Below are 24,886 nucleotides of genomic sequence, written 5' to 3'. Positions count from 1 at the left end.
CGCCACCGGCAAGGGCTTAGAGATCGGCCGGCGGGACGCGGCTGGTATGCACCTCATTTCCTCTTCCCGGTCAACATTCCGCACCCGAACGCCCGATGCGGCCCGGGGGGCGCACAATGATCAGCGCCGTCATCCCTGCCTATAACCGAGCCGGCAGCATCGGGCGCGCCGTCGACAGCGTGCTGGCCCAGACCCGGAAGGTGGATGAGATCCTCATCGTGGACGATGCCTCGACCGACGACCTTGCGGCGGCGCTGGCACCTTATGGGGCGCGCGTCCGTCATATCCGGCACGATAGCAATCGCGGCGCGTCCGCGGCCCGCAATACCGGCATCGCCGAGGCGAAAGGCGAATGGATCGCGCTGCTCGACAGCGACGACGCTTGGCTGCCGGAGAAGATCGAACGCCAGATCCCGTTTATGGAGGCAGCCGATCTCGAAGCGAGCTGCACCAACTTTTTCCTGGTGCCGCCGGAGAGTGAGGATCGGCACGCGGCCTGGCGGCCCTACGACGAGCCGCTGACGCTGCTGGACGCCGTCTGGGGCTGCTATGTCTCCCCGGGCTCGACCCTCGTTGCGCGCAAGGATCTCCTTGAACGGCTCTCGGGCTACGATACGAGCTTTCCGCGATACGAAGACTGGGACCTCCTGATCCGCATGGCCCGGGCGACGCGAGCGATCGGATTTCTTCAGGAACCTCTCGCCACTATCTATCTGGGTACCCACCTCTCGCCCGATGCGGCGGAGGCCGGGCTGGACCGGATGGAGGCGAAGCACTGGTCGCCCCTGGCAGGGCTCGGCTACGGCACCCGCTTCAAAGCGGCGCTCGCCTTCAATCGCGCATCCGTCTCGCGGCTCGAGGGAGACTATCTCTCCATGCTGCTTCAACTCGCCCAATCGGCCTGGCTCTACCCGTTCGGGAATTGGCCGCTCAAAGTTGTGCTACGCGACCGGATCCGCCGCAGCTGATCCTAGGGGTCGTCGGACAAGTGCCGTCGGACATCAGTCATCGGCCTCAGATGCCGGAATGGCGTCCCCGCCATTTGAGCCACAGCGCCAATCCGCGGGGAAGCCTCCGCCACCAGCCTCGATCTCCGGCCCGGAGCTCATGGCGAAGAGCCTCGGCGCCCTCCCGGTCGCCGCGCGATCTCAGGTGGCGAAGCGCCTTGACGCCTTCCAGCGCACGCCAGGACAGGAGGACCCGTACGTTCAGCCCGTCGGCCTGAGCCAGCAGCCGGTCGGCGAGGGCGAGATGCTCGCGCCAGATGCGCATCTTCGTGTCGGGGTCGCCGGCCAGCGAGCTGGAGCCGCTATGGGCGCGATACAGGTAGAGCGGCGCGGGGATCGCAGCGGCGGCGGGACGGTGCTGCAGCAACCGCCACAGGAATGCGCGATCCGCGCCCAGCCCCATGGCAGGATCGAATGTGCCTGTGCGCTCAAGAAAGCTCCGGCGGAAAAAGCGGGCATTGATGACGGGAACGCCGAACAACAGGCTGGCGGGACATTGCGGATAGTTCGGCGACTCCAGCCGGGACGTCTCCCGGCCTTCACCGTCGATCATGATGCACCCGCCGGTGACGGTTTCCAGGGAAGGCGTGGCCGCGAAAGCCTCAGCAACGTGGTTCAGCGCGCCCGGCGCGAGCCGGTCGTCCGCATTCAGGATACCGATGACCTCGCCGCTGGCGGCCGCCAACCCCCGGTTCATGCCGTCATAGATGCCGGTATCCGTGCCGTCGAGGAGCGTGGGGCGGGATACGGCGGCGCGAACGATGGCGAGGGTCTCGTCGGTCGATCCGCCGTCGGCGATAATGTGCTCGACCCCCGGAACGCTTTGGGCCGCGACGCTTTCAAGCGCCTCGCCCAGAAACCGGGCGGCGTTGAGCGTTGGGGTGACGAGCGATATGGACGGCGTATCGGGCATGAACGGCGGGGCAGGGCGACGGGACGGACGATCTGACGGCACGCGCGTCGTGCGACGCGCCGTAGACCTACCCTTATACGATCCTCGGCAAACGCCAATCGTCTTGGCCGAAAAGAAGCAGTGCGGACCCGCCCATATCCGGAAATTGCGGACCAGTCAGCCGATCATCGACCGGGCGAAGGAGAAGCAGGTGCTCGTCAGCCAGTAGAGGCAGACCCCCGATGGCGCGGGATAGATCAGCACCAGTAGGACCGCGGCCACGATCAGGAAGCGCCGGCGCGACTGGGCCGTCGATTCCTTCCGCAGCCAGGATTCCAGCAGGGTCACCCCGATCAGCACCAGCGGCAGCAGGTTGAGCCCCTGTTCCAGGAACGGCAGGGGCAACAGATGATCCGGTTGCCCCAGGTCGTGCAGGAAGAGGAAGGGGTCTCCCTGGATGGGCGGATAGTCCATCAGCAGGAACAGGGCCGCGATCAGGAACGGGAGCTGGATCAGCAGCGGCACCAGCGAGACCATCGACTTGATGGGGTGGTAGCCGTGCTCCTGATAGATCGCATCAATCCGTTCGAAGCGCTCTTGGCCCTTATGGTTCGCCTTCACCTCCGCGATGGCCGGCGCCATCCGGTCGAGCCGCTCCTTGTCCCGCATCTCCAGCTTCCTGGCGTAGGACGAGATGGGAAGGAGAACCACGGAGACGAGAAGGCTCAGGCAGATGATGGACAGGCCATAGCTCCCAAGCAGGGAGTGGAACGCCTCCAGCACCACCTTCAGCAGCGCTGTCAGCGGCCAAAGAATCGTCTGCAGGAAATCCATCAGCGGCGGCGGAGATAATAGATCTTGCGATGGCCGCCCTTCAGGGGCTCGGAATCGGCGATCTCGAACGACTCGCTGGCAAACCGCTCGAATTCCTCTTCCGTGTAGTCGCCATACTGGTTGACCTTGTTGCGCAGCAGCATGCGCGACATGTCATCCTCGGCGCTGACGAATTCGAGGATCACGTCGGCATCGAGCGATGCCAGCCAGCCGATGAACTCGCTCATCGGGATGTTGGCCGTGATCACCATGTGATGGATTAGGGCGAGGCAGAGCACCAGGTCCGGCTTGCCGCGGGCGTCCAGCGCTTTGCGTTCGGCGCCCCGCCATCCCTGGTTCGGCGAGATGTTCGAAAGATCGATGATCATCGGCAGGAGCTTGGAGCCTTCGCGCTCCTTCTCATGCTGATAGAGCCGCTCGATCGCCTTGGGATCGCCGTCGATCGAAATCACCCAGTCGGAGAACGGCTCGCACAGTCGCGAGAACGTGCCGGTGTTGCAGCCGATATCCCAGACCAGCCCGCGATGGCGCTCGCCGCCGTTCCGGGCCACGAACGCCTTCTTCTTTTCGAAGGAGCTGTCGCCGTAGCTGTGATCGGTATCGTAGTTGCCCCACACGGTGCGGGCGTCGGGGCTGCTCATCTTGCGGATGGTCCGCCGCAGTCCCTGGATCGTGCCGAGGACCATCGCCTTGGAGTGGCGGAAGCCGCTTGCGCCCTTGACCTGGCCCTTGGCGTCCTCCGTCAGTTCCTTCGCTTCGTCGAGCTCCTGCGCCGCAGCGCGTTCCTGCATCCGCGCATGCAACGCCACATGGGTCAGCACGCCTTTGCGGAAGCGGCTCCGCCCGGTGAGGATCTTGTTGGCGAGGCTTGGGTCGATGCCATCGAGATTGCTGCGCAGGAAGGGCGCAAAGTCGATCCCGCGATAGGCTTTGAACATCAGCGGGTAGAGGAACATCATGCAGAACTGGCGATATCCGCGCCAGGGGTCGCCTTCTGCGTAGGGCTCCATGGACGGAATATCGATGAAGACCGGGCGGGGCCCCTTCCACTGCACGTTGAACGCCGACGAGTCCTTCAGCGTCCAGCCTTCCTCCATGGCCGACTCGAGCAGCTCCAGATGCAGCAGCGCCGCATCCTTCAGCATGCCGAAAGACCATTCGTACGGATAGCTCAGGAACGGGACGCGCTCATGCACGAGCATGCCCGGCCAGTTATCCAACTCGGCTGCATTCCCGCGGGGGAGGGCGGCTTCCTCGGTGGGGACGATCTTCGAGCGCGCGGTCAGATCTCGGAAAAATCCCGTTCGGGAGACCTGCCGCCAATTCTCCAAGGCTTCGGAACTGACGCCGCGGTAGATCTGCTCACCGTCGTCAAAGACCCGGTTATTCCTGTCGCGGAACGAACCGGGATCGGCCACGGGCGTGGCCGAACCCGTATGCGCGGTGATCATCTGGAGGCCGCTTCGCGATCGCTCTCCGATGTGTTGCTGCGGCCGAGCACGACGCTCTTCAGCCGATAGAAATACTTGCGGCATGTATACGCGATGGCCGCGAAGAAACCGATGATCGCGGTCGTCAGAACGCTACCCGAACCCGGATCGATATACGCGTAGGCGGGTGCAATCATGCAGCCGAAAAAGACGGCGCTCATACCGAGAACGTGAAGTTTGCGCATTTGATTTCCCAACCGTTCGATGATCAAACTGTCACAATTTCTACATGAAACTGTCACACCCACAAGTTGGCCGCCGCCAGTTTTAAGTTCACTGTGGCTTCCTTGCACGTGGCGCGGGGGAGCGCTGACTCCAAGTGAAGGAACAATAAAAGGTGTCGGATCGCGCAGTCGGTAAGGCGTTTTTCGGCTCGCTGATGCTGAGCGCCACAGTTTTTATTCTGAATCCTTCTTTCATCTACCAGAACAATCCACAGGATATTTCTCTCGAATACGGAAATCTTCTCCTGTTCGGAGCGTGCTTTGCGGTCTTGGCGACTGCTATCGTCTTCCCGCTTGCGGTATTGACGCGAACCGGTTTCGCTGTTGCTGGCATCGCTCTCGCGGCGGCAGGGAAGTTGTATTTCCTGCCCTCTCACGTTCCGCTACTGGACGGCGGGGAAGTTTTCTCCAAGTTCGCCAGCGCGGCCGGCCTATGGTCGGTGCTTTCGATCGTCCTTTTGGTCTTGGGGGGCATTTGGCTCGCCCGCCGACTCAGCGCGTCCGCCTTGGCCTTCTGCCTGATTGCGCTCCTCGCCATGGGGCTTCAGCCGTTGCTCGATCCGGAAAGTTGGCGATTCTCCTGGCCGTCCACCGCTCTCGCGAGCGAACTCGCGCCGAATTCGGAAGAGGCCCGCTTCTTCAAGTTCTCAAAGCAAGGCGACGCGTTGATCGTGCTTCTGGACACGGTTCAGTCCGACGTCTTCGCCCAGGTGTTGCAGGAGCATCCGGAGTATCGCGAGGCGCTTACGGGCTTCACCTATTTCTGGAACAACGTGGGCCGGGCGCCCACGACCCTGATGTCGATGATCCCGATCTATTCGGGCAAACCCTATGAGGGCGGCAGCGTCACGGCGCGCTATAACGATCTCAGGAAGGACAGCCTGTTCTCCGACTTCGAGGCCCACGGCTATGGCTCATCGCTTGCCGGGATCAGCATCATCGGCTGTCCGGCGCAACATTGCATTTCCACATCGAAGCTGATCCGCCTCGAGAAATTCCAGGTCGATCTCAGCAATTACCTCGAAGTCCTCGAGCTGGGCCTTCTGAGGATATTCCCCACTTTCGTTCACGAGCGCTGGTACAACGACGACCGTGGCCGGCTGCGCACCGCCCTGAGCACGGTGCCTGCCAGCAAGGCTGCGAAGTCGCTGGCCGCTCTCTCCTCGATCGCACGATATCTCGAGCCAACGGATGCCGACCGTAGCCTGAAGGTTCTTCATCTGATGGGGGCGCATCCTCCCATCGCGCTGGATGGCGGCTGCAACGAGGTGAACGTATCGGGCAAGTCACGCGAGGATTACGAGGATCTCGTACGATGCAATGTGAGGACGTTTGTCGACCTGGTCGCGGCGCTGAAGGAGGCCGGCGTCTATGACCAGATGACCATCGTTCTTCTCGCCGATCATGGCGAAACGACGGGAGAGCCGGAGGAGGAGCTAGAGCCGATCTTGGGCAAGGTCCCGCCGCTCTGGGGGCGGCTGGCCCGCTTCGAGCCGCTTCTCGCCATCAAGCTGCCCAACAGGACTGGGCCTTTTCAGATCGACGACGCCCCGACCCAGAACTCCGATTTGAGGGCGACACTCTGCGCCGAAGTCCTTCGGGATTGCGGAGGCGGCATCCTCGGCGAGAACGTCTTCGCTCTGGAGGACGATGCCGCGCGGCAACGCCATTTCATCGATTTTCTGCTTTGGCAGACCGATCACCGCCGGCTGGACGGCATGCCTGAGGAGGCCTACGAGGAGTTCACTGTGACCGGGCTTCTTCGGGATGCCGATTACGATTCGAGCGCACTGCCGCCGCGGGAGAAATTCAAGTGAGACCGGACCGCGAGATCGCGGGCGGTCAGGCGCGCAAATCAGGCGGAGCGGCGGGCCTCTGCCAGCGCCGCGTCCAGCGGCATCTTCGGAAAGACGGTCAAGGCCCCGTCCTTCGTAGCATCGACGATGCGGCGGGCCTCCGCTTCGTAGACGTCCCTGGCGAGCCGGTAGGAAAGTTCAGACTGTTCCAGATCGGGCAGGTTCCAGCGGACGCCGGGGCCGAAATAATCCTTCGCGAAGTGATCGACGTCGTGTTTGTCCTGAACCACCTCGAGATGGGCGGGGCCGGCCTGGGCGAAGCGGTGGTCTACGCCGACGAGAATGACGTTGGTGAACCCCATGAAATAGGCGATCTGCATGGCGGCGAATGTGACCGTCGCGCCGGGCCAGACGCCTTTCCGGATGTCCTTGAAGAAGCGTTCCTGCCAGCGGGCTTCGATGAAGATCACGTTGTCGTGCCCATCGAACAGGTGATGGTATTGCCACGGTACGAAGACGGGGCAAGCGAGCGCCGCCAGCTCATCGTGGAACTGCTCGATCACCAGGTCGTTGACGGCGACCGCGTAAGTCGGCGTCATCCCGTCCTCGTTCCATTTCAGATAGCCGCGATTCAGGCAAAACGTCGTGAGACCGTCGAACTGGCCAAGATCGACATCGGCGAGACTCGGCCCGTTGCCGAGGATCACGCAGGTCTCGCCCCGATGAGACTCCCGCATCGCTTCGAGGCGCTCCAGCGAGTGCCGGAACTGCGGATGACGGCGCTCTTGCCGATGGGCGAGGTGCTGAAGCTGAGCGGCAAGGGCCGGACGAAACCGCTTCGGCACGAGCGCACGGCCGATGGCGCGCAACGAGGTCGGAAGCTCCGTAGCGAAAGGCAATTTCATTGGGAAGCAGGGCCTTTGCCCGGAGAGTTTGCGAGGCACAACACTCCGCACAATTAACGAGAGCATAGGGTGTTGTCCATGGAGAGCGAGCAGGCGTCAGCAGACGTCTGGCCGGCATGGGCTAGGCCCTATCCGGAGATGCCGGAAATCAAAAAGACTGGGGACATCCAGGTGTTGGATGGAACAAGGAGGGAAGCATGTGGGGATCTCGATCGGCAGTCTTCGTGAGCGCTCTTGCGCTCGCCGCATCCCTATTTCTGCTGATGCCGTCGCCGCTCTTTCAGCAGGCTCCCGAGGGAATCGATCTTGCCTTCGGTAACTTCTATCTCATCGGCGCCCTCGTTTCTCTGGCGGTGGCATTGCCCCTGATCGGGCTTGGCTTGTTGGTGCCGAGGCTGTCGAGGGTCTACGTCGTGCTTGCGCTGGCCATCGCGATCAAGGCCCTGCTTTTCGCGTCCGACGTGCCCGTGCTCGACGGCGATGCCGAATTCACACCGTTCCTCACAATGTCGGGCATCTGGTCGCTGCTGGCGCTCCTCCTGGCCTTGGGCATCGCGGCCGTCGCCGTATATCGCTTTGGTGTCGGCGGCGGGCTGGTGCTCGTGGTGGTTCTGGCGCTGACCCTGCAGCCGCTCCTGAATGAGCGGAACTGGTCGTTCGAACCGGAAGCCTTCGAGACCGAGGGCGATCCGCCGACCGAATTCATGACGTTCTCAAAGCAGAACGAGAACATTCTCATCGTGCTCGTCGACACCTTCTCGTCGGATGTCTTCGCCGAGGTGATGGAGGAAAACGATGGGCTGCGGGAGGCGATGCAGGGTTTCACCTACTTCTACAACACGCTCACCTATTCGCCCTACACAATGATGTCGATGATGACGATCTACTCTGGGCGCCCTTACGAAGGCGGCACCATCCGCGACTATTACGCGAAGGCGCGGGACGACAGCATGTTCGCCGATTTCGAGGCGAAGGGCGGGCGGACCCAACTTGCCGGGTTCAAGCTCGCCGGCCTCTGCCCCGCCCAGAAATGTTGGAGCGAGACCCAGGTCGCGAGCTTCAGTCCCGCGACAGACTCCGCCGTCACCTATGCGGAGCTTCTCGAGATCGGCGCCCTTCGTGTTCTGCCGACCTTCGCCCACGAGTGGATGTACAACGGCGGCAAGGGGCACATCCGCGGCTACATCGATGCCCGCCTTCAGGGACGCGCGGCGCTCTCGGCCGAGGCGATGGCGTCTTTCGCCGACAGCCTGACCGCCGGCGACGTGCCTCCGACCTTGAAGTTCTTTCACCTCATGACCACCCACTCGCCACTCGTGCTGGACGATGATTGCGATGTGGTTTCGGAACGCGACCATGCGCGGGAGAACTATAAGGCGCAGCTCGTTTGCGCCGTTCGCGGTTTTACGGAGCTGCTCGATGCCATGAAGCGGGCAGGGGTCTACGACAACACCACCATCGTCCTTTTGGGCGATCACGGCGGAAGTGTCACCAAGAGCGAAGACAAGCGCTTCTTCGACGTCGTCTCCTCGGCGAGCGGACCGTTGGGACGACTAACGCCCGTTCTCGCCATCAAACCGAAGGATGACGAAGAGCCATTCACTCTTTCGGGCGTGCCCGCACGTCTGCCCGATCTGCGTGCCACCTTGTGCGCCATCGCCATCGGCTGCGATGGGAAAGCGCCCGGCGAAAATATCTTCGCTCTGCAGCCGGATCCCGACCGGAAGCGCGATTTCATCGACTACGACAATGGCAGCGTGAGCCGCTATGTCGGCAAGCACGGCCAGCCCGAGGAAGGGTCCTTCGTCGAATACACCTTTGGAGGCACGCTGGACTCGGTTCGGAAAGCCTATGATCGAAGCCGTGTAACCGGGAAGAACGCTGCCGGCGATGATGGCGATACGGGCGACGATTGAGCGCCAACCTGGTCATAACCGGGCCAAGTTCACAGGTCAGGAATGGACCAACCGCGCTTTTGTTGACAGCAGCAGCGTGAACGGGCACCAGATCGAGAGCATCCGAGCGGTCCTGCCTGGGCCGCGCTTGGGGGAAGTGCATGAAGGTCTCTATCGTCATCCGGGCGTATAATGAGGACGAGCATCTGGAGAAGCTGCTGCTCGGCATCTCAGTTCAGACCTTGCAGCCTCATGAGATCATTCTGGTCGATTCCGGTTCCACCGATCAGACGGTGGCCATCGCCGAGCGCTACCACCTCAAGATCGTGCCCATCGACAAGGCGGACTTCACCTTCGGCCGTGCGCTGAACTACGGCTGCGCGGCCGCCACGGGCGATATCTGCGTGTTCGCCAGCGCCCATGTCTATCCGGTCTTCGACACCTGGCTGGAGACCCTTGTGGCGCCGTTTAAGAACGAGCGCGTCTCCGTCAGCTACGGCCGGCAGATCGGCAACGACTCGAACAAATTCTCCGAGCACCAGATCTTCGCCCAGTGGTTTCCGGAAGATTCCATGTGCCCCCAGGGCACCTATTTCTGCAATAACGCCAACTGCGCCATCCGCCGGTCCGAGTGGGAAACCCACCCCTACGACGAGAGCCTGACCGGCCTCGAAGACCTCGCCTGGGCAAAGGCATCCCAGGCGCGAGGCAACTGGATCGCCTATGTGGCGGATGCGGTCATCGTGCATGTGCACGACGAGAGCTGGGACCAGGTCTTCACCCGGTATCGCCGGGAAGCCGTCGCCATGCGCGGCATCGACGATCATGCCAAGTTCACCCGCCTCGACCTTTATTGGCTGCTCGCCCGAAACATTGCCTCCGACTGGATGGAGGCGTGGCGCCAACGCGTCCTCCGGAAGGAATTCGGCTCGATCGTCATGTTCCGCTATAACCAGTTGACCGGCACCTACCGCGGCCACAACGATCCCCCGGAAATTTCGGCTGCGCTCAGGACCCGCTTCTACTATCCCAAAAGCCCGCACGAGCGCCGCCTCGCCCAGCGGGAACGAACCCGCCACGCCATCCGCTACGAGGACCTGCCTCCCAGGCCCGAGCGGCGCAGAGCGAAGGCCTCCGGCGAAGACGAACCGCCTGCAATCTCTGCCGGCGGACGTCCCTCGGGCCCCAATCTGCGTGTATTGAACAGAGACGACTAAGTATGACCCGCCACAAATTGGTTGCGCTGATGCCCATGCGGCATTCCTCCGAGCGCGTGCCCGGAAAGAACTATCGGCCCTTTGGCGACGGACGCCCACTCTTCCACCACATGGTGGACGTGATGCAGTCCTGTCCGCAGATCGACAAGATCGTCATCGACACGGATTCGCCGGACATCGCGGCGCAATGCGCCGAGAAGTATCCGGATGTTGTGATCCTCGACCGCCCGGAGCATCTGCTCGGCGGCATGACGCCCATGAATGACGTGCTGCTCCACGACATCAGCGAGGTGGACTCGGAGTTCTATCTCCAGACCCATTCCACCAACCCGTTGATGACCGTGGAGACCCTGAACAAGGCCATCGAGACGTTCTTCGCGAACTATCCGATCTACGACAGCCTGTTCTCGGTCACCCGTGTCCAGACCCGGTTCTGGGACAGCCTGGCCCGGGCCATCAACCACAACCCGAATATCCTGATCCGCACCCAGGATCTGCCGCCCTTCTACGAAGAGAATTCCTGCGTCTACATCTTCGAAGGAAAATGTATGAAGGAGCGCCACAACCGGATCGGCTTGCGCCCCTACCTGTTCGAGATGGAGCGCCTGGAGGCCCAGGATATCGACGAGGAGATCGATTTCCGCATCGCCGATCTGATCTTCAAGCAGACCCGGGGCGCGTGATCTGAGATGCCCAAAGCGCTCCTGTCCTGCCTGCATCTGCAGCGCAACTTTAACGATTTCCGCCACATCTACGACGAGGCCGGAGTCGAGCCCGTGCTTCCCGACGTGCCGGGCCAGCAGCTCGCCGCCGACGAGATGCGCCGGCACATCGCCGGCGTGGACTGCGTCATCGCCGGGGACGACGAGATCGATGCCGCCGTTCTCGATGCGGGAAAGGCGAGCGGCCTGAAGGCCGTGATCAAATGGGGCATCGGCACAGACAGCATCGATAAGGCCCATGCCGCGCGGATCGGGATCCCTGTGTTCAACACGCCGGGGGTCTTCGCCAACGAGGTGGCGGATCTCGGCCTCAGCCTGTTCCTGAACCTCACCCGCGGCACCCATCTCATGCACAACTCCGTGGCAGAGGGCGGCTGGCGCAAGATCGAAGGGCGGTCCCTGACCGGGATGACCGCCGGCGTTCTGGGCCTGGGGTCGATCGGGCTCGCCATCGCAGACCGCGCGCGCGCCTTCGGCATGCATCCGGTGGGCTTCGACGTCCGTCAGCTCAGCGACGAGGAGCTCGGCCGTCATGCCATCGAGCAGCTGCCCTTCGATGACGTCCTGGCGCGAGCGGACGTGATTTTCGTCGCCTGCAATCTGACGCCGGAGAACCGACACATGCTCAGCCGCGAGCCTCGGCAAGATGCGGCCCGGCGCCTATGTGGTGAATGTCGCCCGCGGACCTCTGATCGACGAGGCCGCGCTGGCCGATGCGCTCCAATCGGGCCATATCGGCGGGGCCGGGCTGGATGTCTTCGAGCAGGAGCCTCTCCCGGCCGACAGCCGCCTGCGAAAGTTCGAAAACTGCGTGTTTTCCACCCATAATGGATCGAATACCCGGGAAGCCGTCGCCCGGATCAACCAGATGACGACGGAGATCCTGCTCCATGTCCTGGGGCTGGCCGAGGCGACCTTCGAACCGAACCGCGTCGCCTAAACCATCGGAGCCGCCATGGCGGAGGCACAAGCAAGCTATCCGAGCCTGAAGGGCAGGGGTGTCGTCGTGACGGGCGGCGCTAGCGGTATCGGGCGTGCCGTCGTAGAGGGCTTCGTGGAGCAGGGCGCCCTTGTTGCGGTGCTCGACACCGACGCCGAGTCGGGCAAGGCGCTGGAGGAATGCCATAGCGACGCCATCCGGTTCATTCCCACGGATGTAAGCGACACGGAGAAGCTCGGGACCGCGATAGACGAAGCGGCCAAGAGCTTCGGACGCCTGGATGTGCTGGTCGCCAACGCTGCGAACGATTCACGCCACACCGTCGAGGAATTGACCCCGGAACTCTGGGATCAGGTCATGGCGGTCAATCTCAAGCATCAGTTCTTCGCCGCCAAGGCCGCCTTGCCGCACCTGGAGAAGAACGGCGGGTCGGTGATCTGCATGGGGTCGATCTCGTGGCTCAACAACACGACAGGCATGCCGGCCTACACCGTCGCCAAGGCGGGCATCCACGGGCTGGTGCGGACCCTTGCGGTGCTTTGGGGGAAAAAGAAGATCCGGGTGAACGCAGTGCTGCCGGGCTGGACCATGACGGAGCGCCAGCAGACCCTCTGGGTCGATGCCGAGGCCGAACAGCTCATGGACGAGGCGCAAGCCTTGCCTGGCCGCGTGATGCCCCATGACATCGCCAACGCTGTGTTGTTCTTGAGCTCCGACGAAGCTGCCATGATCACCAAGCAGGCGATCGTCGTCGATGCGGGCTGGATCTAGTCCGGCCGGCCGACCTGAGCCTTACGCGCTCAGCCGCGCCGTTTCGATGTTCTCGCAGAACCAGCCATAGGTCTGCTCCAGCCCCTCGCGGAGGGTATAGCGCGGTCGCCAGCCCGTATCGAACAGCTTGGAGACGTCCATCAGCTTGCGGGGCGTTCCGTCAGGTTTGGAGGGATCGGTCACCACCTCGCCCTGGAAACCGACGATGTCGCTGACCAGCTCGGTCAGCTCCAGGATGGTCACGTCCTCGCCGTAGCCGACATTCACGTGGCTCGCCCCGGAATAGTTCTTCATCAGCGAGACCATGGCGTCGGCGGCGTCGTCCACGTGGAGGAACTCGCGCCGCGGAGAGCCGGTGCCCCAGACCGTCAGGCTGGCCGCACGGCTTCGCGCCGCCTCATGGGCCTTGCGCAGCAGCGCCGGAATGACGTGGCTCTTCTCAAGATCGAAATTGTCGCCCGGGCCGTAGAGATTGGTGGGCATGGCGGAGATGAAATCGGCTCCGTGCTGCTTCCGGTAAGCCTGACACAACTTGATGCCGGCGATCTTGGCGATCGCGTACCACTCGTTGGTCGGCTCCAGCGGACCGGTGAGCAGGGCCTCCTCGGTCATCGGCTGGGGCGCCAGCTTCGGATAGATGCAGGACGAGCCCAGAAACAGAAGCTTCTCGACCGCCTCCCTGAAGGAGGCCTCGATGATATTCGCCTCGATGATGAGGTTGTCGTAGATGAAGTCGGCTGGGTAGGTGTCGTTGGCCAGGATGCCGCCGACCCGTGCGGCCGCCAGAAACACCGCATCGGGCTTCTCCGCCGCCATCCAATTGCGCACGGCAGCCTGATCCCGCAGGTCCACGCGGTCGCGGCCGACGGTCAGAACCTCGCAGCCTTCCGTCTCGAGCCGCCGCACGATCGCCGACCCGACCATACCGCGATGGCCGGCTACCCAGACCCGTTTGCCAGTCAGCTTGTAGATGTCTTTGGACGCCGCCACTCAGACCTCGCTCTAAAAACCGAATTTTGCGCTACGGCCCGACGCTCTTCATCGGAAGCAGGGGCCTTCGAATAGCCGAGTGACGAGCACTCCTCAAGCTAGGCATCGCGGATTTGGGTCTGCGCTGCAACCAGCTTCTCGTAGCTGTTCCTGTAACATTTCTTGTGGCTTCGTTCGCGCCTGTAGATTGCTCTCGGTTCCCGCGAAACCGCTGATAATCCGCGGCCTCCGCGAAATCCGGATCGGCCTAGGCGATCGCGCCGCTATATCCGAACTTTTCCGCCACCCGTTGCCGCTCTTCATCCGAAAAGAAGCATCGAAAGTATTTCAGGGCGAAGCACTCGGCGAGATAGGCCTGGCGGATCTTCGACGGCGCCGCAAGCCATTCCCGATATGTCCGGTAATACCACTTGCTGTTGGCTTCGTTTGCACGGGTCAGGGCGATGCGCTGTCCGAGGAAGTCGCTCAATATCTCGGACTTCACTCTATCGGGCGAAGCGGTCTTCAAGATCAGGATGTCGAGGTTATCGGCCTGGAAGCGGAAATGTGCGGCATCCCGGTCGTGGTCCATGTCCATCAGGTCCAGCCCGGTCACGACGCGGAAATCCTCATCGAACCATCGGTCAGGAACGTTGACCGGATACTTTCGGAGTCTCTCGAAAATCGCCTTTGGATCGTTCTGCAGCCGTTGAGGCATGTTCTGGAAAGCTGCAGAGATGTTGCGGCCGACAGGCTCACGGATCAGCGAAATCAGCTTGATCGGGCGCCGCTCGATCAATGCCTGCATCACCCAGAGCGAATCCACCAGATGTCCGGGCATCACCATCTTCCGCCCTTCCTCGCGGTTCCTCCAAAACAGACGCGGCCGTTGCGGTGCTCTTTGGACGAAATCGGTGTTTGTCCCGATCGAGCGCAGGAGGGCGAGATATCGCTCCGGCGCCAGGCTGTGGACGTCGAAACAGGGGATGTCATGAGTCTGAAGGGATTTTGCGATCGTCGTCGAGGCGACCTTCCCCATGGTGTAAATTGCAACCTGTTCAGTCTGCGCCTGGCTCATTACGCTTCATCTTAGTTTTGTCGTTACGTCACAGACCCAGGTCGGAGCGTTGCGAGCCTGCCAATGCGATGGCCACCTTAGAGGCCGATATCGGTCATTTCGAGATAAGGCTTCAGGATCGGATTGAAGTCTGCGATCGCGCGCTTCACCCCCAGCAATCCGCCGCGCTCGGCGAGCGTAAGCAGCCGTTCGGCCTCCGACGCGCTGATCTCGTCGGCGAACGCCATCGCCTGACCCTTGCGGAAGAACTCGCCGGGCCCTTTGACTTTCTTGCTCTCGAAAGACCCCTTTTCGATCGCGCGGGACCGCATTTCCGGATCTGCCGCCAGGCCCGCAAAATCGAAAAGCTGGTCGGCTGCCGCCTCGACATCGTCGATCAGGAACTCATATGAGGTGATGAAATAGTTGTCGCGCGTCCTGAGTGGCGATCCGATCCAGTAGCGATGGTAGGCGATCGTGTTGGTCACCAACTCCCGCCCATGACGCGCCAGGAATGTGGAAATGTCCTGGTCGCACTCGGCCCGTCGCTGCTCATGATGATAGAGCGATACGGCGACATCCCGGACATCGCGGATGATGTTGCAGACCTGAACGCCAGGTTCTGGGAGGAGGCGGGCGTAGCGCCGCATCTTTTGCTTGTTGGCAAGGCGCCGCTTCAACTGCCGGGCACGCCGGATTAGGGCACTGCCTTTCAGTCCCGTTCCTGTGGAGAGCGGAAGCGGGGTCGGCCAGTGCTGCTTGGTGGCATAACGCTCGCTGCTCATGCCGAGAAGTTCGACCGCACGATCCAGCTTCGCCTCGGCCACCGAAGGATTCACCCAATCCGGATCCTGAAGCTCCCCAGGCAGGGGGGCGTAAGCGCCCGTAGATTGCAGCAGCTGAAAGATCCAAGTGCTGCCGCTTTTAGGCGCCCCGTTGGCGATGAGCCAGCTCATGGCAGATATCTTTCAGCGGGATGGCTTTGGGCGCGGATGGCTTTTAGCTCAATGGGCTGCCGGCGATCAGCCGGACCGGTCATTCCGCCAGCTTTCCCGTGCGACAAGAGCTCGGTCGGACGCCACCATGTCTCTCACAAGCTGCTCGAAGGGCGTCGTAGACTGCCAGCCGAGTTTCGCCTTGGCCTTGGAAGGGTCGCCCAACAGAAGCTCGACCTCCGTCGGCCGGAAATATTTCGGATCGATGCGCACAAGCACGTCTCCTGACGTCGCATCCTTGCCGACTTCCTCGACCCCCTGACCTTCCCAGACGATCTCTCGTCCGACTTCGGCGAATGCCAGCTCGACGAATTCCCGCACCGAATGGGTCTCGCCGGTGGCAAGGACGAAATCGTCGGGTTTATCGTGCTGCACGATCCGCCACATGCCCTCGACATAGTCCTGGGCGTGGCCCCAGTCGCGCTTTGCATCGAGGTTGCCGAGAAAGATGGTCGACTGCAGCCCGGCTTCGATGCCGGCCACCGCCCGCGTGATCTTCCGGGTGACGAAGGTCTCGCCGCGCATCGGGCTCTCATGGTTGAACAGGATGCCGTTCGACGCGTGGATGCCGTAAGCCTCCCGATAGTTCACTGTGATCCAGTAGGCGTAGAGCTTCGCTGCTGCATAAGGCGAGCGCGGATAGAAGGGGGTCGTCTCCTTCTGAGGAGTCTCCTGCACCTTCCCGTAAAGCTCCGACGTTGAGGCCTGATAGAACCGGACCGAGTCCTCCAGTCCAAGGATTCGAAGGGCTTCCAGCATGCGCAAGGTGCCGAGGGCGTCCGCGTTGCCGGTGTATTCGGGAGTCTCGAAGCTGACCTGCACATGGCTTTGAGCCGCGAGATTGTAGATCTCGTCGGGCTGGGTCTCCTGAATGAGACGGATCAGATTCGTCGCGTCGGTGAGGTCGCCATAATGGAGATGGAACCGCGTCTCGTGCTCGTGGGGATCTTCGTAGAGATCGTCGATCCGCTCCGTGTTGAAGGACGAGGAGCGCCGCTTGATTCCGTGGACCTGATAGCCCTTTTCCAACAGAAGGCGCGAGAGATAGGCGCCGTCCTGACCGGTAACGCCGGTGATCAGCGCGGTTTTGCCGTTTGTCATGAGTGTTGTCTAACTTTCACATTGGAGCGTTACGAACCTATCGAGGGCGCCCTGTGGGAAGGGAGCCTATGGCCGGATCGTTGTTCTCCGAAGCACTACTGATCAGCGTCCGCAGCCTCTTAGCGGGCTCCCGGATGGAATGCAAATAGCAGAGAACAACGTTCAGTCGTCGATGGGCGCGAGCGGATGTTTGACTTCATACGAAAATCCTATCTCTGGGACGCATGGGACCGCGGTTTGAACAAGGCGGTCTCCGAAACGGAGGCATTCCACCTCAAATCGATACAGGACCTGGCGGTTTTCGATCAACTGAAGGACGCCGAGCAGAAGACGATCGCGGAGATTGGCGGCGGCAAGTCCCGCATCCTCCCGGTGCTTGCCAAGAAGAATACCTGTTTCAACGTCGAGAAATTCGAAGGCGTGGACGGTGGGCCGAACCGCGAGATCCGCGTGCGCAATGTGAAGAACCTGCACGCGTTCCTGGGCGAGCGGACGGGGCTTTTGCCCAAACAGAGCTTCGACATTCTATTCTCGGTTTCGGTCGTGGAGCACGTGCCAAGCCCGAAGCTGACCGACTTTCTCGATGAGGGGGTGGATGCGCTCAAGGACGGCGGCCTTTGGCTCCACGCGATCGATCTCTATCTCAGCGATGAGCCGACGCCTGAAGCGCGGCATCGCTATGATGCTTATCGGGCGTGGCTCGATCATCCGGACCTCGAGCCGGTCGGCGCAATCTATGATGGCCCGGTCGTTTTTACCTGCGACATGGCCAGCAATCCCGACAACATCATGTATCAATGGGGCAGGGTCGCGCCGGCGCTGATCGAGAAGCGCCAACGTTCGCAGAGCGTTAGCCTGCTCGTGGCGTTGCGGAAGACCGCCAGGGCCTAAACCCCGATGGGCGGGCGAGGTCTGTTTGGGCCCATCGTGTGCCGCACTGATCGGTCGATTACGAGTTGCTATTCCGTCGACACCTAGCTATGGCAGCCGAGTGGTTACCGTTGTTTCGGCTGTACAATGATTATCTGGCTCGCCTCTTATCCGCGCAGCGGCAACACCTTCTTCCGCTCGGTCCTCAAGCACTATTTCGACCTCCAAAGCTATTCGATCCATGGAGATCACCGTGATATCGGTGCGAACGAGGGACTGGGAGATCTTGTCGGCCATATGCAGGGCGACAAGGGCACCCTAGACCTGGATGCGCTGCGGCATGATCGCGAAATTCATGTCGTAAAAACCCACGACCTGCCGTGTGAGTACATGCAGGGCAGCGACGAGGTCATCTACGTCTCGCGCGACGGCCGCGACGCCACGACTTCATATCTGAAATATCTCCACCGGGTGGCCGGCCTGCCCGCGACCTCCCTGGAAGATGTCATCGCCGGCAAGGTCCCCTTCGGCTTCTGGGGCAATCATGTCCATCGCTGGCGCCAAGCGGTTTTCGACCGGATTCAGTTTTTCAGATTCGAGGAGATCACCGCAGACCCGTATAGCTTGGCGGACCGCCTCGCAGAAAGCATCGGACGCGGTCGGTCCCGCGAGCCGTTTCCCGACTTCAATTCCTTCAAAGAGTCTGCGCCGAACTTCTTCGGGTCCGGTAAATCCGGGAATTTTGCCAACCAGTTTTCGGAGGAAGAGCTGGCCCTGTTCGAGCTCTATAGCGGCCCGGCCATGCGCCTTGCTGGCTACTCCAGCAGTGAGCTCGATGAGAACGAGGTTGCAGCCTATGGCGCCTTTTGCGCCAACGTGACAGACGGCAACAGCGCGATCGGCGAAGCCGCGAGGCTGCGGGCGGAACTTCAGCAGGCGCGAAAGCGCTACAACTCGGCGGAGCAGGCCTTGCAGAAAGAAAGGAAGCTGAGACACGAACTCAGCGAAAGGCATGACAGGTTGCGGCGCTATACCGGCCTCGAACTCTACCGAAAGGTGTTCCCGAAATAGGGACCCTCTGAAGTCACCTAAGCCCCGGCAAGAAACTAGTTATGCAGCCCAATCTCCAGCTCTACTTCCTCCATAACGGATCGCGACCTCAGGATTTCGTTGGCCCAGGGGTCGAAATTCGAGACGGTGATCGGGAGGCGGTGACAATTGTCGGTTCGCGCGAGCAGGGCGGGAGCGGCGGCACGATCGGCCATTTGAAACCTAAATCAGAGCTCGTGGGGATCTTCGACCTGGACGTGCTCAAGGGTTTGAGCCGTAAGGCGCTCATCGAAGACGGCGGCCCGAACGGGGTCATGCCTGTCTCGCCAGCGCAGATCGTCCGTGGGCGCTACGCGAACGACACGCTCCACTATCTGGAAGCGACACCCAGCCGTGACCTCTGGCGATTCCTGAAAGAGGACTCTGTCTGGGCTGAACTTGGGACCGCACTTGAGGCAAAATACAAACAGCCATACGAACGGATCATCCCGTCCCTGACAGGGGTCATACTGCGCAGCGATCATTTTGCCGCGTGCCTGCGTTGGTTGGCCCGGCAAGCAGACCATGTGGAAGTCGAGATAGAGAAGGTCTCGGCGGCCCAAGCAGAAAAAATCGAGCTGCGAGAAAAGATCACGATCCGGCTGGCCGCCTGGTTCATCGCCCAGCGCTACAAGCCCCATAAGGTCGCGCCATTGCGCGACAGCCTGATCCTGCCCGACGATCTCTCTTTGCTTCAGGTCGCCAGCCGCGCAGCGGACGAGGCCAACAACATCATCATCACCTTCGGCAATTCCGACTATGCCAAGGTCATCGACAACTGGTTGATCGGTCTCGACCGGCTCGGCGGAATGCCGGTGATGGTCTGCGCCCTTGATCGCGAGCTGACGGTCAGGCTGCGTAAGGAGGGCGTTCCTGTCGTCCATACGCCATACGGCGCAGTCTCAACGATTTGTGGGCCGTGCGCGCAAAGTGATCGAAACTTTGGTGGCCGCCGGGTTCAACGTTACCCATTCCGACGCGGACGCGGTGTGGGTACGGGACCCGTTTCCGTTGATGGACTCCCTAGAGGCAGACATCGTCAGTTCCCAAGGCACGATTCAGCCCCCGTCCTGCCATGCCGTCTGGGGCCACGTCCTCTGCTACGGATTTATCCAATTCCGCTCGACGCCGGCATCGCTGACATTGCTGCGCGAATTCGCCGAACTCGCCGAAGGCGAAGGAAAGTTCAGCGATCAGATCAGCCTGAATGAACGGCTTCTCAGCCTCGAGATGGAATGGACCGTGAAGGAGCCCTATGGCCTCAACTTCCGAGAGAAGGACTTCTTCTGCAGTGCTGAGCCGATTTTCGGTTCGGCGGAGAGCGAGGATCTTGGACGTATCAGCGTGGCGATCCTCCCCCACGCGCAGGTTCAGCGTCTTCCAAACGACGTCGAGGAGAAAACGGATGCCTATGTGAGGCATCCTCTGTCCCAGAAGAACGCCGAAGACATCGAGACCGTTCTGCGCGACCAGGACTGCTGGTTCATCGAGCGGAGGGATCGTCCGGCGACGGAACGAACCAGCGACGAGAAGCTCGAGGCACATCCCGTATGATTTCCCATAAGCATCACTGCGTCTTCATCCACATCCCGAAGACGGCCGGACGAACGATCAAGAGTCTTTTCGGGCTGCCCGAGCTGGGACGCTATTACAAGGGCGAGCTGGAGTGGATCGAAGACCCGTTCGACCATCAGTCGATCACCAAATATACGGACCGCGACTGGTTCGACGACTACTACAAGTTCTCCGTGATCAGGAACCCGTGGGACCGCGCGGTCTCCGCATTCTTCTATCTGGATAAGGGCGGTTCGAACCAGTTCGACCAGGCCTTCCGCGACGAGTATCTCGCGAAATACGGCGGCGACTTCGACGCCTTCGCCCAGGACATCGGCAGCCTGGCCGAGCACAAGTTCTTCAAGCCTCAGATGCACTGGGTCGGTCGTGTCGAGGAACGGGAAGTCCTGTGCGACCACCTGATCCGGTTCGAAAACCTGTCCGAAGAGGTGATGGCCCTGAGCGAAAGGCTCGGCTTGCCCATGCCCGAGGTGCCCCATGTCAATCCGGGGAAGCACCCTCCGTACCAGGAGTGCTATTCGCCGGCAGGGCGAGATGCCGTCGCCGAAGTCTATGCCGCGGATATCGAGGCCTTCGGCTACAGTTTCTAACTCTCGCCGGTCTGCTCCCGGAACCACGCCCAGGTCGCGGTGACCCCGTCCTTCAACCCGGTGTCGGCACTGAAGCCCAGTTCTCGTCGCGCCTTGCCGATGTCGCACCATGTGGTGTGGATTTCGCCGGCCCGGAAATCCTCGTAGCGCACCTGCAGATCGGGCTCGCCGCTGACCTCCTTGAGCACGCCGATGAGCTCGTTCAGCGTGGTTGGCTTGCCGCTTCCGAGCTGGAACACGCCGCTCTTTTCCGCGGTAAGGGCTGCATGGATACCGTCCATGAGATCGCCGGTATAGAGGTAGTCACGTACCTGGCTGCCGTCGCCGTAAACGACGAGCGGCTTCCCGGCCAGGATCTGCTTGATGAAATGGGCGACCACGCTTCCCTTATGGAAGGAGCGCGGCCCATAAATATTCGAGAAGCGGAGGGATGTCGCCGCCAGGCCATAGCTTTCGCTGAAGGCGGACAGATATCCCTCGACGGCGAGCTTGGAGGCCCCATACGGCGACGAGGGCCGGGCGACCATCTCCTCATGCACCGGTGGGGGCGCTTCACCCAGGATCGCACCACCCGTCGAGGCATTCACGATCCGGCCGACACCGTGGCGCCGGGCGGCCTGTAGGAGACGGAAGGTGCCGAGCACGTTCACGTCGAAGTTCTCGTCCGGATTCTCGATGGAATCGATGACCCGGGTGTCGGCCGCGAGATGCACGATGGCGTCCTTGCCGGGCAGAACCCGGTCGAGAGCATCCACGTCTCGGATATCGCCTTTGACGAACTCGATGTCGTAGGGGGCCAAGTTTTCCCGCCGGCCTAAGCTCTCGTTATCCAGCGCGCAGATTTCGAAGCCGCCGCGCTCCGACAAATAATGGATCAGATTGGTGCCGACGAAGCCGGCACCGCCTGTCACGAGCAGTCGCATGACGTTAGGCTCCGTAAACGGCCATTACCAAAGCGACCGGCAGGGGATCTTGGAGAGGTCGCAACGATCCGCGTATCTTTTGGCCACGTCCTGCACTTCCTGAAGGAGCCCGCTCTGCAAGGTGGTGGGCTCCAGGCCAAGCGACAGGAATGTCTCGTTGGCGACGTAAAGGTCGTTCTCAGGCGCTTCCTTGCGCGGATTGTCGAGATTGTCGATCGTGGCGCCGGTGAGTTCGCAGATCATCTCGGCCAGCTCGCGCACCCGGTGGGTCTCGGTCATCTGATTGATGATCCGCACGCGCTCCCCCGATTGGGGCGGGTTCTCGATGGCGAGCTGGACGCACCGCACCGTGTCTTGGATGTGGATGAAAGCCCGCGTCTGGCCGCCCGTGCCGTGAACGGTGAGGGGATAGCCGATGGCCGCCTGCATCAGGAACCGGTTGAGGACCGTCCCGTAATCGCCATCGTAGTCGAACCGGTTTATGAGCCGTTCGTCCATCTTGGTTTCTTCGGTCTGGGTTCCCCACACGATACCCTGGTGGAGGTCCGTCACCTTCACCTTGTCGTTCTTGTTGTAGAACGCGAAGAGCAGCTGATCCTGGGTTTTGGTCATGTGGTAGATCGAACCCGGATCGCTTGGGTAGAGGATCTCCTTGCGCACCTCGCGTCCATCCTCGGTATCGAGCTTGACCTCAAGATACCCTTCAGGAATGCGCATGCCTGCGGTGCCGTAGCCGTAAACCCCCATCGTGCCGAGATGCACCACATGGGTGTCGATGCCCGATTCCACGACGGCAGCGAGCACGTTGTTGGTCGCGTTCAGGTTGTTGGAGACCGTGTAGCGCTTGTGCCAGGAAGACTTCATGGAGTAGGGCGCGGCGCGCTGCTCGGCGAAATGCACGATGCGTCGGGCTTGGTCTCGCTGAGCAGCGTGAGAAGGCGATGATAATTCTCCGCAACATCGAAGCGATGAAACGCGATCTCCCGTCCCGTCAGCTCCTGCCAGGCTGCGAGCCTTTGTCCAGCCGGCCGGATCGGGGTGAGAGATTCCGCTTCTAGCTCGTTGTCGATATTACGCCGCGAAAGGTTGTCGACGATGGTGACGTCCCAGCCTCGACTGGAGAGATGGAGTGCTGTCGGCCAGCCGCAGAATCCATCTCCACCCAAAATCAGCACATGCATGAACACTTCCCCACTGACCCGTGCTCTGCTCGCCCCTAGCGCCTGTCGTCAATGCCGTCGAAAGCGCACGAGTATCGCGGTGAGAGCTGAATTCCTACTTAGCCTCTTGCAGATACCTTGGCAACGCGACCATCGCCGTACAACGATTCCCGGGAACCATCCGTACAAAGTACAAATTTTCATCCTGTTACGGGTGAAAGTGGCAAATCTGCACGTGAAGATTGGTTGTGGCGTCTGGGTATAACAGCTCATTAGCCCGCTCAATTAAGAGTTGAGTTTAATTGGAGTATGGCTGAAGTGAATGCGCTCGCCTCCTCGGTCCCAGACGTCGCTTCGAATATCTCGACCATCGGCATCCCTTTGGGGCCGTACCGCAATCTCACGACGCTGACCGCGGCGATCCTGGCGACCCATCCGCAGTGCCTTGTGCTTAATCACGCCGCATCCTGGATGCTGGAAGACCGTCGTCTCGATTTCTTCTGGAAGGGGGATCTCGAACAATTCCTGAAGGCCGCGGTAGACCATAGCTTCGGCGGCGAACGGGGGAAGGTTGGCGGCGACATCCGGCTGTCCCATGCCTTCGACGATGCCGCCATGCGGTCGCTCTACGAGCGATTCAACGGCGATGCGGTTTTGACCCCAAACATCCGTACGCTTTACTGGAAAGACTCCATGCGGGTTACAAACCACATGGAGCGCTTGGGGATTGGCCCGGCAGAGTTCACCGCGCGGTATCCGCAGGTACGCTTCCTGCTCCCGATCCGGCGGCCCCTCGACTGCGCAAGGTCTAACCTGAGGGACAAATTCCGCCACCTGACCTCCGATCCCGATCCCACCAAGATGGACCTGACGCGCATAATATTGGAGATCATCCGGAATCTAACTCAGCATCGGGCTGCGGTCTTGACCTTCACAGAGAAGGAGATGGACGGAGGTTTTTTGGCTAGGCTTTGTGACTTCCTCGGTCTGGATCCCATCCCCGAGTGGATCGAAGCTATTGAGACGAAGCTTCAGGTCCGCAAGGGCTATGATCACGAGCCTGAGGAGAAGGAGCAATACGTCGAAATGGTCGAGACGATGTTTTTCGACGACGACGCGATGCGGGACAGGCTGCTAGACCTGCTGGACTGATAACATTCGTGATCGCCGCGCTGGCGAGGGGACGATTTGTATGGCCACGAAGATTTTCGGGATCGGTCTCAACAAGACCGGCACGACGACCTTGGCCGCGTGTCTGACGGAGTTGGGATATAACCACCAGCCGGGAGGAGGGGGTATTCGACGGCGTCTTCTCGAGGCGCTGCGGGCCGGCAATCTCGATCCAATCTTCGAGGTTGTCGACCAGTACGATTCCTTCGAAGACTGGCCCTACCCACTGCTCTACCGGGAACTTTACGAACGGTACGGCGAGGACGGCAAGTTCGTCCTGACGGTCCGCAAGTCTCCGGATCGCTGGCTCGAAAGCCTCAAGGCTCATTCTCTGACGACATCGCCCACCAGGCACTGCCGCACGTTGGCATACGGCTACGATTTTCCCCACGGCTTCGAGGAAGAGCACCTGGACCTCTACCGGAGACATAACGAAGAGGTCAGAGCCTTCTTCCAGGATCGACAGGACGAAAGCAAATTGCTGCAGGTGTGTTGGGAGGCCGGAGATGGTTGGCAGGAGCTCTGCGATTTCCTTGGCAAGCCCATTCCGAACAAAGCCTTTCCACGCACCAACGAAGGAGGTGCACGGCTCGCCAACGCCGCGTCCGAGGTGCGCGCGGAGAATAGCCGGTTGATCGAGCAGCAATTGCGGGATATCGCTCGCCAACGCGAGCACGGGACGGTCTAGGCCGAA

Annotated in this window: 24 protein-coding genes and 2 pseudogenes; 14 read left to right on the top strand and 12 right to left on the bottom strand. The window is 61.3% G+C overall.

Annotated elements, in window-relative coordinates; genetic code table 11:
* Nucleotides 1-116: 116 nt before the first annotated feature.
* Nucleotides 117-968: a glycosyltransferase family 2 protein gene (locus A7A08_RS02490; RefSeq protein ID WP_069093935.1), complete on the top strand. Its 852-nt coding sequence runs from the start codon at nucleotides 117-119 to the stop codon at nucleotides 966-968.
* A 46-nt stretch (nucleotides 969-1,014) separates the two neighbouring features.
* Here the strand turns inward: A7A08_RS02490 and A7A08_RS02485 are convergent, their stop codons facing one another.
* The 4 genes from A7A08_RS02485 to A7A08_RS02470 form a co-directional block, all read right to left on the bottom strand.
* Complete coding sequence (locus A7A08_RS02485) at nucleotides 1,015-1,920, bottom strand: glycosyltransferase family 2 protein (protein ID WP_069093934.1); 906 nt, start codon at nucleotides 1,918-1,920, stop codon at nucleotides 1,015-1,017.
* A 156-nt stretch (nucleotides 1,921-2,076) separates the two neighbouring features.
* On the bottom strand, nucleotides 2,077-2,733 hold the full coding sequence (gene yidC / locus A7A08_RS02480; protein WP_069093933.1) for a membrane protein insertase YidC: 657 nt from the start codon (nucleotides 2,731-2,733) through the stop codon (nucleotides 2,077-2,079).
* Nucleotides 2,733-4,184, bottom strand: coding sequence for a class I SAM-dependent methyltransferase (locus A7A08_RS02475; RefSeq protein WP_069093932.1), 1,452 nt, complete (start codon nucleotides 4,182-4,184; stop codon nucleotides 2,733-2,735). Before A7A08_RS02475 ends, yidC begins: the two co-directional genes overlap by 1 nt.
* The gene (locus A7A08_RS02470) at nucleotides 4,181-4,408 is read right to left on the bottom strand and encodes a hypothetical protein (protein ID WP_069093931.1); all 228 of its coding nucleotides are present in this window, start codon (nucleotides 4,406-4,408) and stop codon (nucleotides 4,181-4,183) included. Before A7A08_RS02470 ends, A7A08_RS02475 begins: the two co-directional genes overlap by 4 nt.
* A 545-nt stretch (nucleotides 4,409-4,953) precedes the next feature.
* Between A7A08_RS02470 and A7A08_RS02465 the strand changes: the two genes are divergently transcribed.
* Nucleotides 4,954-6,264: a sulfatase-like hydrolase/transferase gene (locus tag A7A08_RS02465; protein WP_169822898.1), complete on the top strand. Its 1,311-nt coding sequence runs from the start codon at nucleotides 4,954-4,956 to the stop codon at nucleotides 6,262-6,264.
* A 38-nt stretch (nucleotides 6,265-6,302) separates the two neighbouring features.
* On the opposite strand, the gene A7A08_RS15395 is transcribed toward A7A08_RS02465, so the two are convergent.
* A complete protein-coding gene (locus tag A7A08_RS15395) occupies nucleotides 6,303-7,148 on the bottom strand; it encodes a 6-hydroxymethylpterin diphosphokinase MptE-like protein (RefSeq protein WP_169822897.1) in 846 nt (281 codons plus the stop codon).
* A gap of 197 nt (nucleotides 7,149-7,345) precedes the next feature.
* Between A7A08_RS15395 and A7A08_RS02455 the strand changes: the two genes are divergently transcribed.
* From A7A08_RS02455 to A7A08_RS02435, 6 genes and pseudogenes are all read left to right on the top strand, one after another.
* Nucleotides 7,346-9,064 carry a sulfatase-like hydrolase/transferase gene (locus tag A7A08_RS02455; RefSeq protein WP_083226374.1) on the top strand — a complete coding sequence of 573 codons (1,719 nt, stop codon included), beginning with the start codon at nucleotides 7,346-7,348 and terminating at the stop codon, nucleotides 9,062-9,064.
* 140 nt (nucleotides 9,065-9,204) lie between these two features.
* Entirely contained in the window at nucleotides 9,205-10,260 is a 1,056-nt protein-coding gene (locus tag A7A08_RS02450; protein ID WP_069093928.1) for a glycosyltransferase family 2 protein, read from the top strand.
* Nucleotides 10,261-10,262: 2 nt separating this feature from the next.
* On the top strand, nucleotides 10,263-10,943 hold the full coding sequence (locus A7A08_RS02445) for an acylneuraminate cytidylyltransferase family protein (protein WP_069093927.1): 681 nt from the start codon (nucleotides 10,263-10,265) through the stop codon (nucleotides 10,941-10,943).
* A gap of 6 nt (nucleotides 10,944-10,949) precedes the next feature.
* Nucleotides 10,950-11,754, top strand: a pseudogene (locus tag A7A08_RS02440) (NAD(P)-dependent oxidoreductase); the annotation flags it as partial.
* Between the two features lie 39 nt (nucleotides 11,755-11,793).
* Nucleotides 11,794-11,922 (top strand): hypothetical protein, encoded by a 129-nt coding sequence (locus tag A7A08_RS17070; protein WP_280948599.1) that lies wholly within the window; start codon nucleotides 11,794-11,796, stop codon nucleotides 11,920-11,922.
* 15 nt (nucleotides 11,923-11,937) lie between these two features.
* Nucleotides 11,938-12,693 (top strand): SDR family NAD(P)-dependent oxidoreductase, encoded by a 756-nt coding sequence (locus A7A08_RS02435; RefSeq protein WP_069093925.1) that lies wholly within the window; start codon nucleotides 11,938-11,940, stop codon nucleotides 12,691-12,693.
* A gap of 21 nt (nucleotides 12,694-12,714) precedes the next feature.
* Here A7A08_RS02435 and fcl read toward each other — a convergent pair whose 3' ends face one another.
* The 4 genes from fcl to gmd all read right to left on the bottom strand — a co-directional run bounded on the left by fcl (nucleotide 12,715) and on the right by gmd (nucleotide 16,815).
* The gene (gene fcl / locus A7A08_RS02430) at nucleotides 12,715-13,665 is read right to left on the bottom strand and encodes a GDP-L-fucose synthase (protein WP_069094280.1); all 951 of its coding nucleotides are present in this window, start codon (nucleotides 13,663-13,665) and stop codon (nucleotides 12,715-12,717) included.
* A gap of 265 nt (nucleotides 13,666-13,930) precedes the next feature.
* Complete coding sequence (locus tag A7A08_RS02425) at nucleotides 13,931-14,740, bottom strand: putative capsular polysaccharide synthesis family protein (RefSeq protein ID WP_069093924.1); 810 nt, start codon at nucleotides 14,738-14,740, stop codon at nucleotides 13,931-13,933.
* A 77-nt stretch (nucleotides 14,741-14,817) separates the two neighbouring features.
* The gene (locus A7A08_RS02420) at nucleotides 14,818-15,675 is read right to left on the bottom strand and encodes a sulfotransferase domain-containing protein (protein WP_069093923.1); all 858 of its coding nucleotides are present in this window, start codon (nucleotides 15,673-15,675) and stop codon (nucleotides 14,818-14,820) included.
* 66 nt (nucleotides 15,676-15,741) lie between these two features.
* Nucleotides 15,742-16,815 carry a GDP-mannose 4,6-dehydratase gene (gene gmd, locus A7A08_RS02415; RefSeq protein WP_069093922.1) on the bottom strand — a complete coding sequence of 358 codons (1,074 nt, stop codon included), beginning with the start codon at nucleotides 16,813-16,815 and terminating at the stop codon, nucleotides 15,742-15,744.
* Between the two features lie 186 nt (nucleotides 16,816-17,001).
* Between gmd and A7A08_RS02410 the strand changes: the two genes are divergently transcribed.
* Together A7A08_RS02410 and A7A08_RS02405 are read left to right on the top strand one after the other, a co-directional pair.
* On the top strand, nucleotides 17,002-17,706 hold the full coding sequence (locus A7A08_RS02410; RefSeq protein WP_069093921.1) for a class I SAM-dependent methyltransferase: 705 nt from the start codon (nucleotides 17,002-17,004) through the stop codon (nucleotides 17,704-17,706).
* A 126-nt stretch (nucleotides 17,707-17,832) separates the two neighbouring features.
* Complete coding sequence (locus A7A08_RS02405; RefSeq protein WP_069093920.1) at nucleotides 17,833-18,756, top strand: sulfotransferase domain-containing protein; 924 nt, start codon at nucleotides 17,833-17,835, stop codon at nucleotides 18,754-18,756.
* Nucleotides 18,757-18,962: 206 nt separating this feature from the next.
* Here the strand turns inward: A7A08_RS02405 and A7A08_RS16125 are convergent, their stop codons facing one another.
* Complete coding sequence (locus A7A08_RS16125; protein WP_069093919.1) at nucleotides 18,963-19,658, bottom strand: hypothetical protein; 696 nt, start codon at nucleotides 19,656-19,658, stop codon at nucleotides 18,963-18,965.
* Between the two features lie 28 nt (nucleotides 19,659-19,686).
* Here A7A08_RS16125 and A7A08_RS02395 point away from each other — a divergent pair, with 28 nt between their 5' ends.
* Both A7A08_RS02395 and A7A08_RS02390 read left to right on the top strand, forming a co-directional pair.
* Entirely contained in the window at nucleotides 19,687-20,328 is a 642-nt protein-coding gene (locus A7A08_RS02395; protein WP_069093918.1) for a putative nucleotide-diphospho-sugar transferase, read from the top strand.
* Entirely contained in the window at nucleotides 20,325-20,939 is a 615-nt protein-coding gene (locus A7A08_RS02390) for a sulfotransferase family 2 domain-containing protein (RefSeq protein WP_069093917.1), read from the top strand. Before A7A08_RS02395 ends, A7A08_RS02390 begins: the two co-directional genes overlap by 4 nt.
* On the opposite strand, the gene A7A08_RS02385 is transcribed toward A7A08_RS02390, so the two are convergent.
* Both A7A08_RS02385 and A7A08_RS02380 read right to left on the bottom strand, forming a co-directional pair.
* On the bottom strand, nucleotides 20,936-21,862 hold the full coding sequence (locus A7A08_RS02385; RefSeq protein WP_069093916.1) for an NAD-dependent epimerase/dehydratase family protein: 927 nt from the start codon (nucleotides 21,860-21,862) through the stop codon (nucleotides 20,936-20,938). The genes A7A08_RS02390 and A7A08_RS02385 overlap by 4 nt on opposite strands.
* A 24-nt stretch (nucleotides 21,863-21,886) precedes the next feature.
* Nucleotides 21,887-23,043 (bottom strand): annotated as a pseudogene (locus A7A08_RS02380) (NAD-dependent epimerase/dehydratase family protein).
* Between the two features lie 297 nt (nucleotides 23,044-23,340).
* Between A7A08_RS02380 and A7A08_RS02375 the strand changes: the two are divergent.
* Both A7A08_RS02375 and A7A08_RS02370 read left to right on the top strand, forming a co-directional pair.
* Nucleotides 23,341-24,174 (top strand): sulfotransferase, encoded by an 834-nt coding sequence (locus A7A08_RS02375; RefSeq protein WP_141693805.1) that lies wholly within the window; start codon nucleotides 23,341-23,343, stop codon nucleotides 24,172-24,174.
* A gap of 40 nt (nucleotides 24,175-24,214) precedes the next feature.
* Nucleotides 24,215-24,880 (top strand): sulfotransferase family protein, encoded by a 666-nt coding sequence (locus A7A08_RS02370; RefSeq protein WP_069093914.1) that lies wholly within the window; start codon nucleotides 24,215-24,217, stop codon nucleotides 24,878-24,880.
* Nucleotides 24,881-24,886: the final 6 nt, after the last annotated feature.

It is taken from the genome of Methyloligella halotolerans, assembly GCF_001708935.1.
GTDB lineage: Bacteria > Pseudomonadota > Alphaproteobacteria > Rhizobiales > Methyloligellaceae > Methyloligella > Methyloligella halotolerans.
Note: the sequence above shows the minus strand (reverse complement) of the source record. Positions and strands in the feature narration are given on the sequence as shown.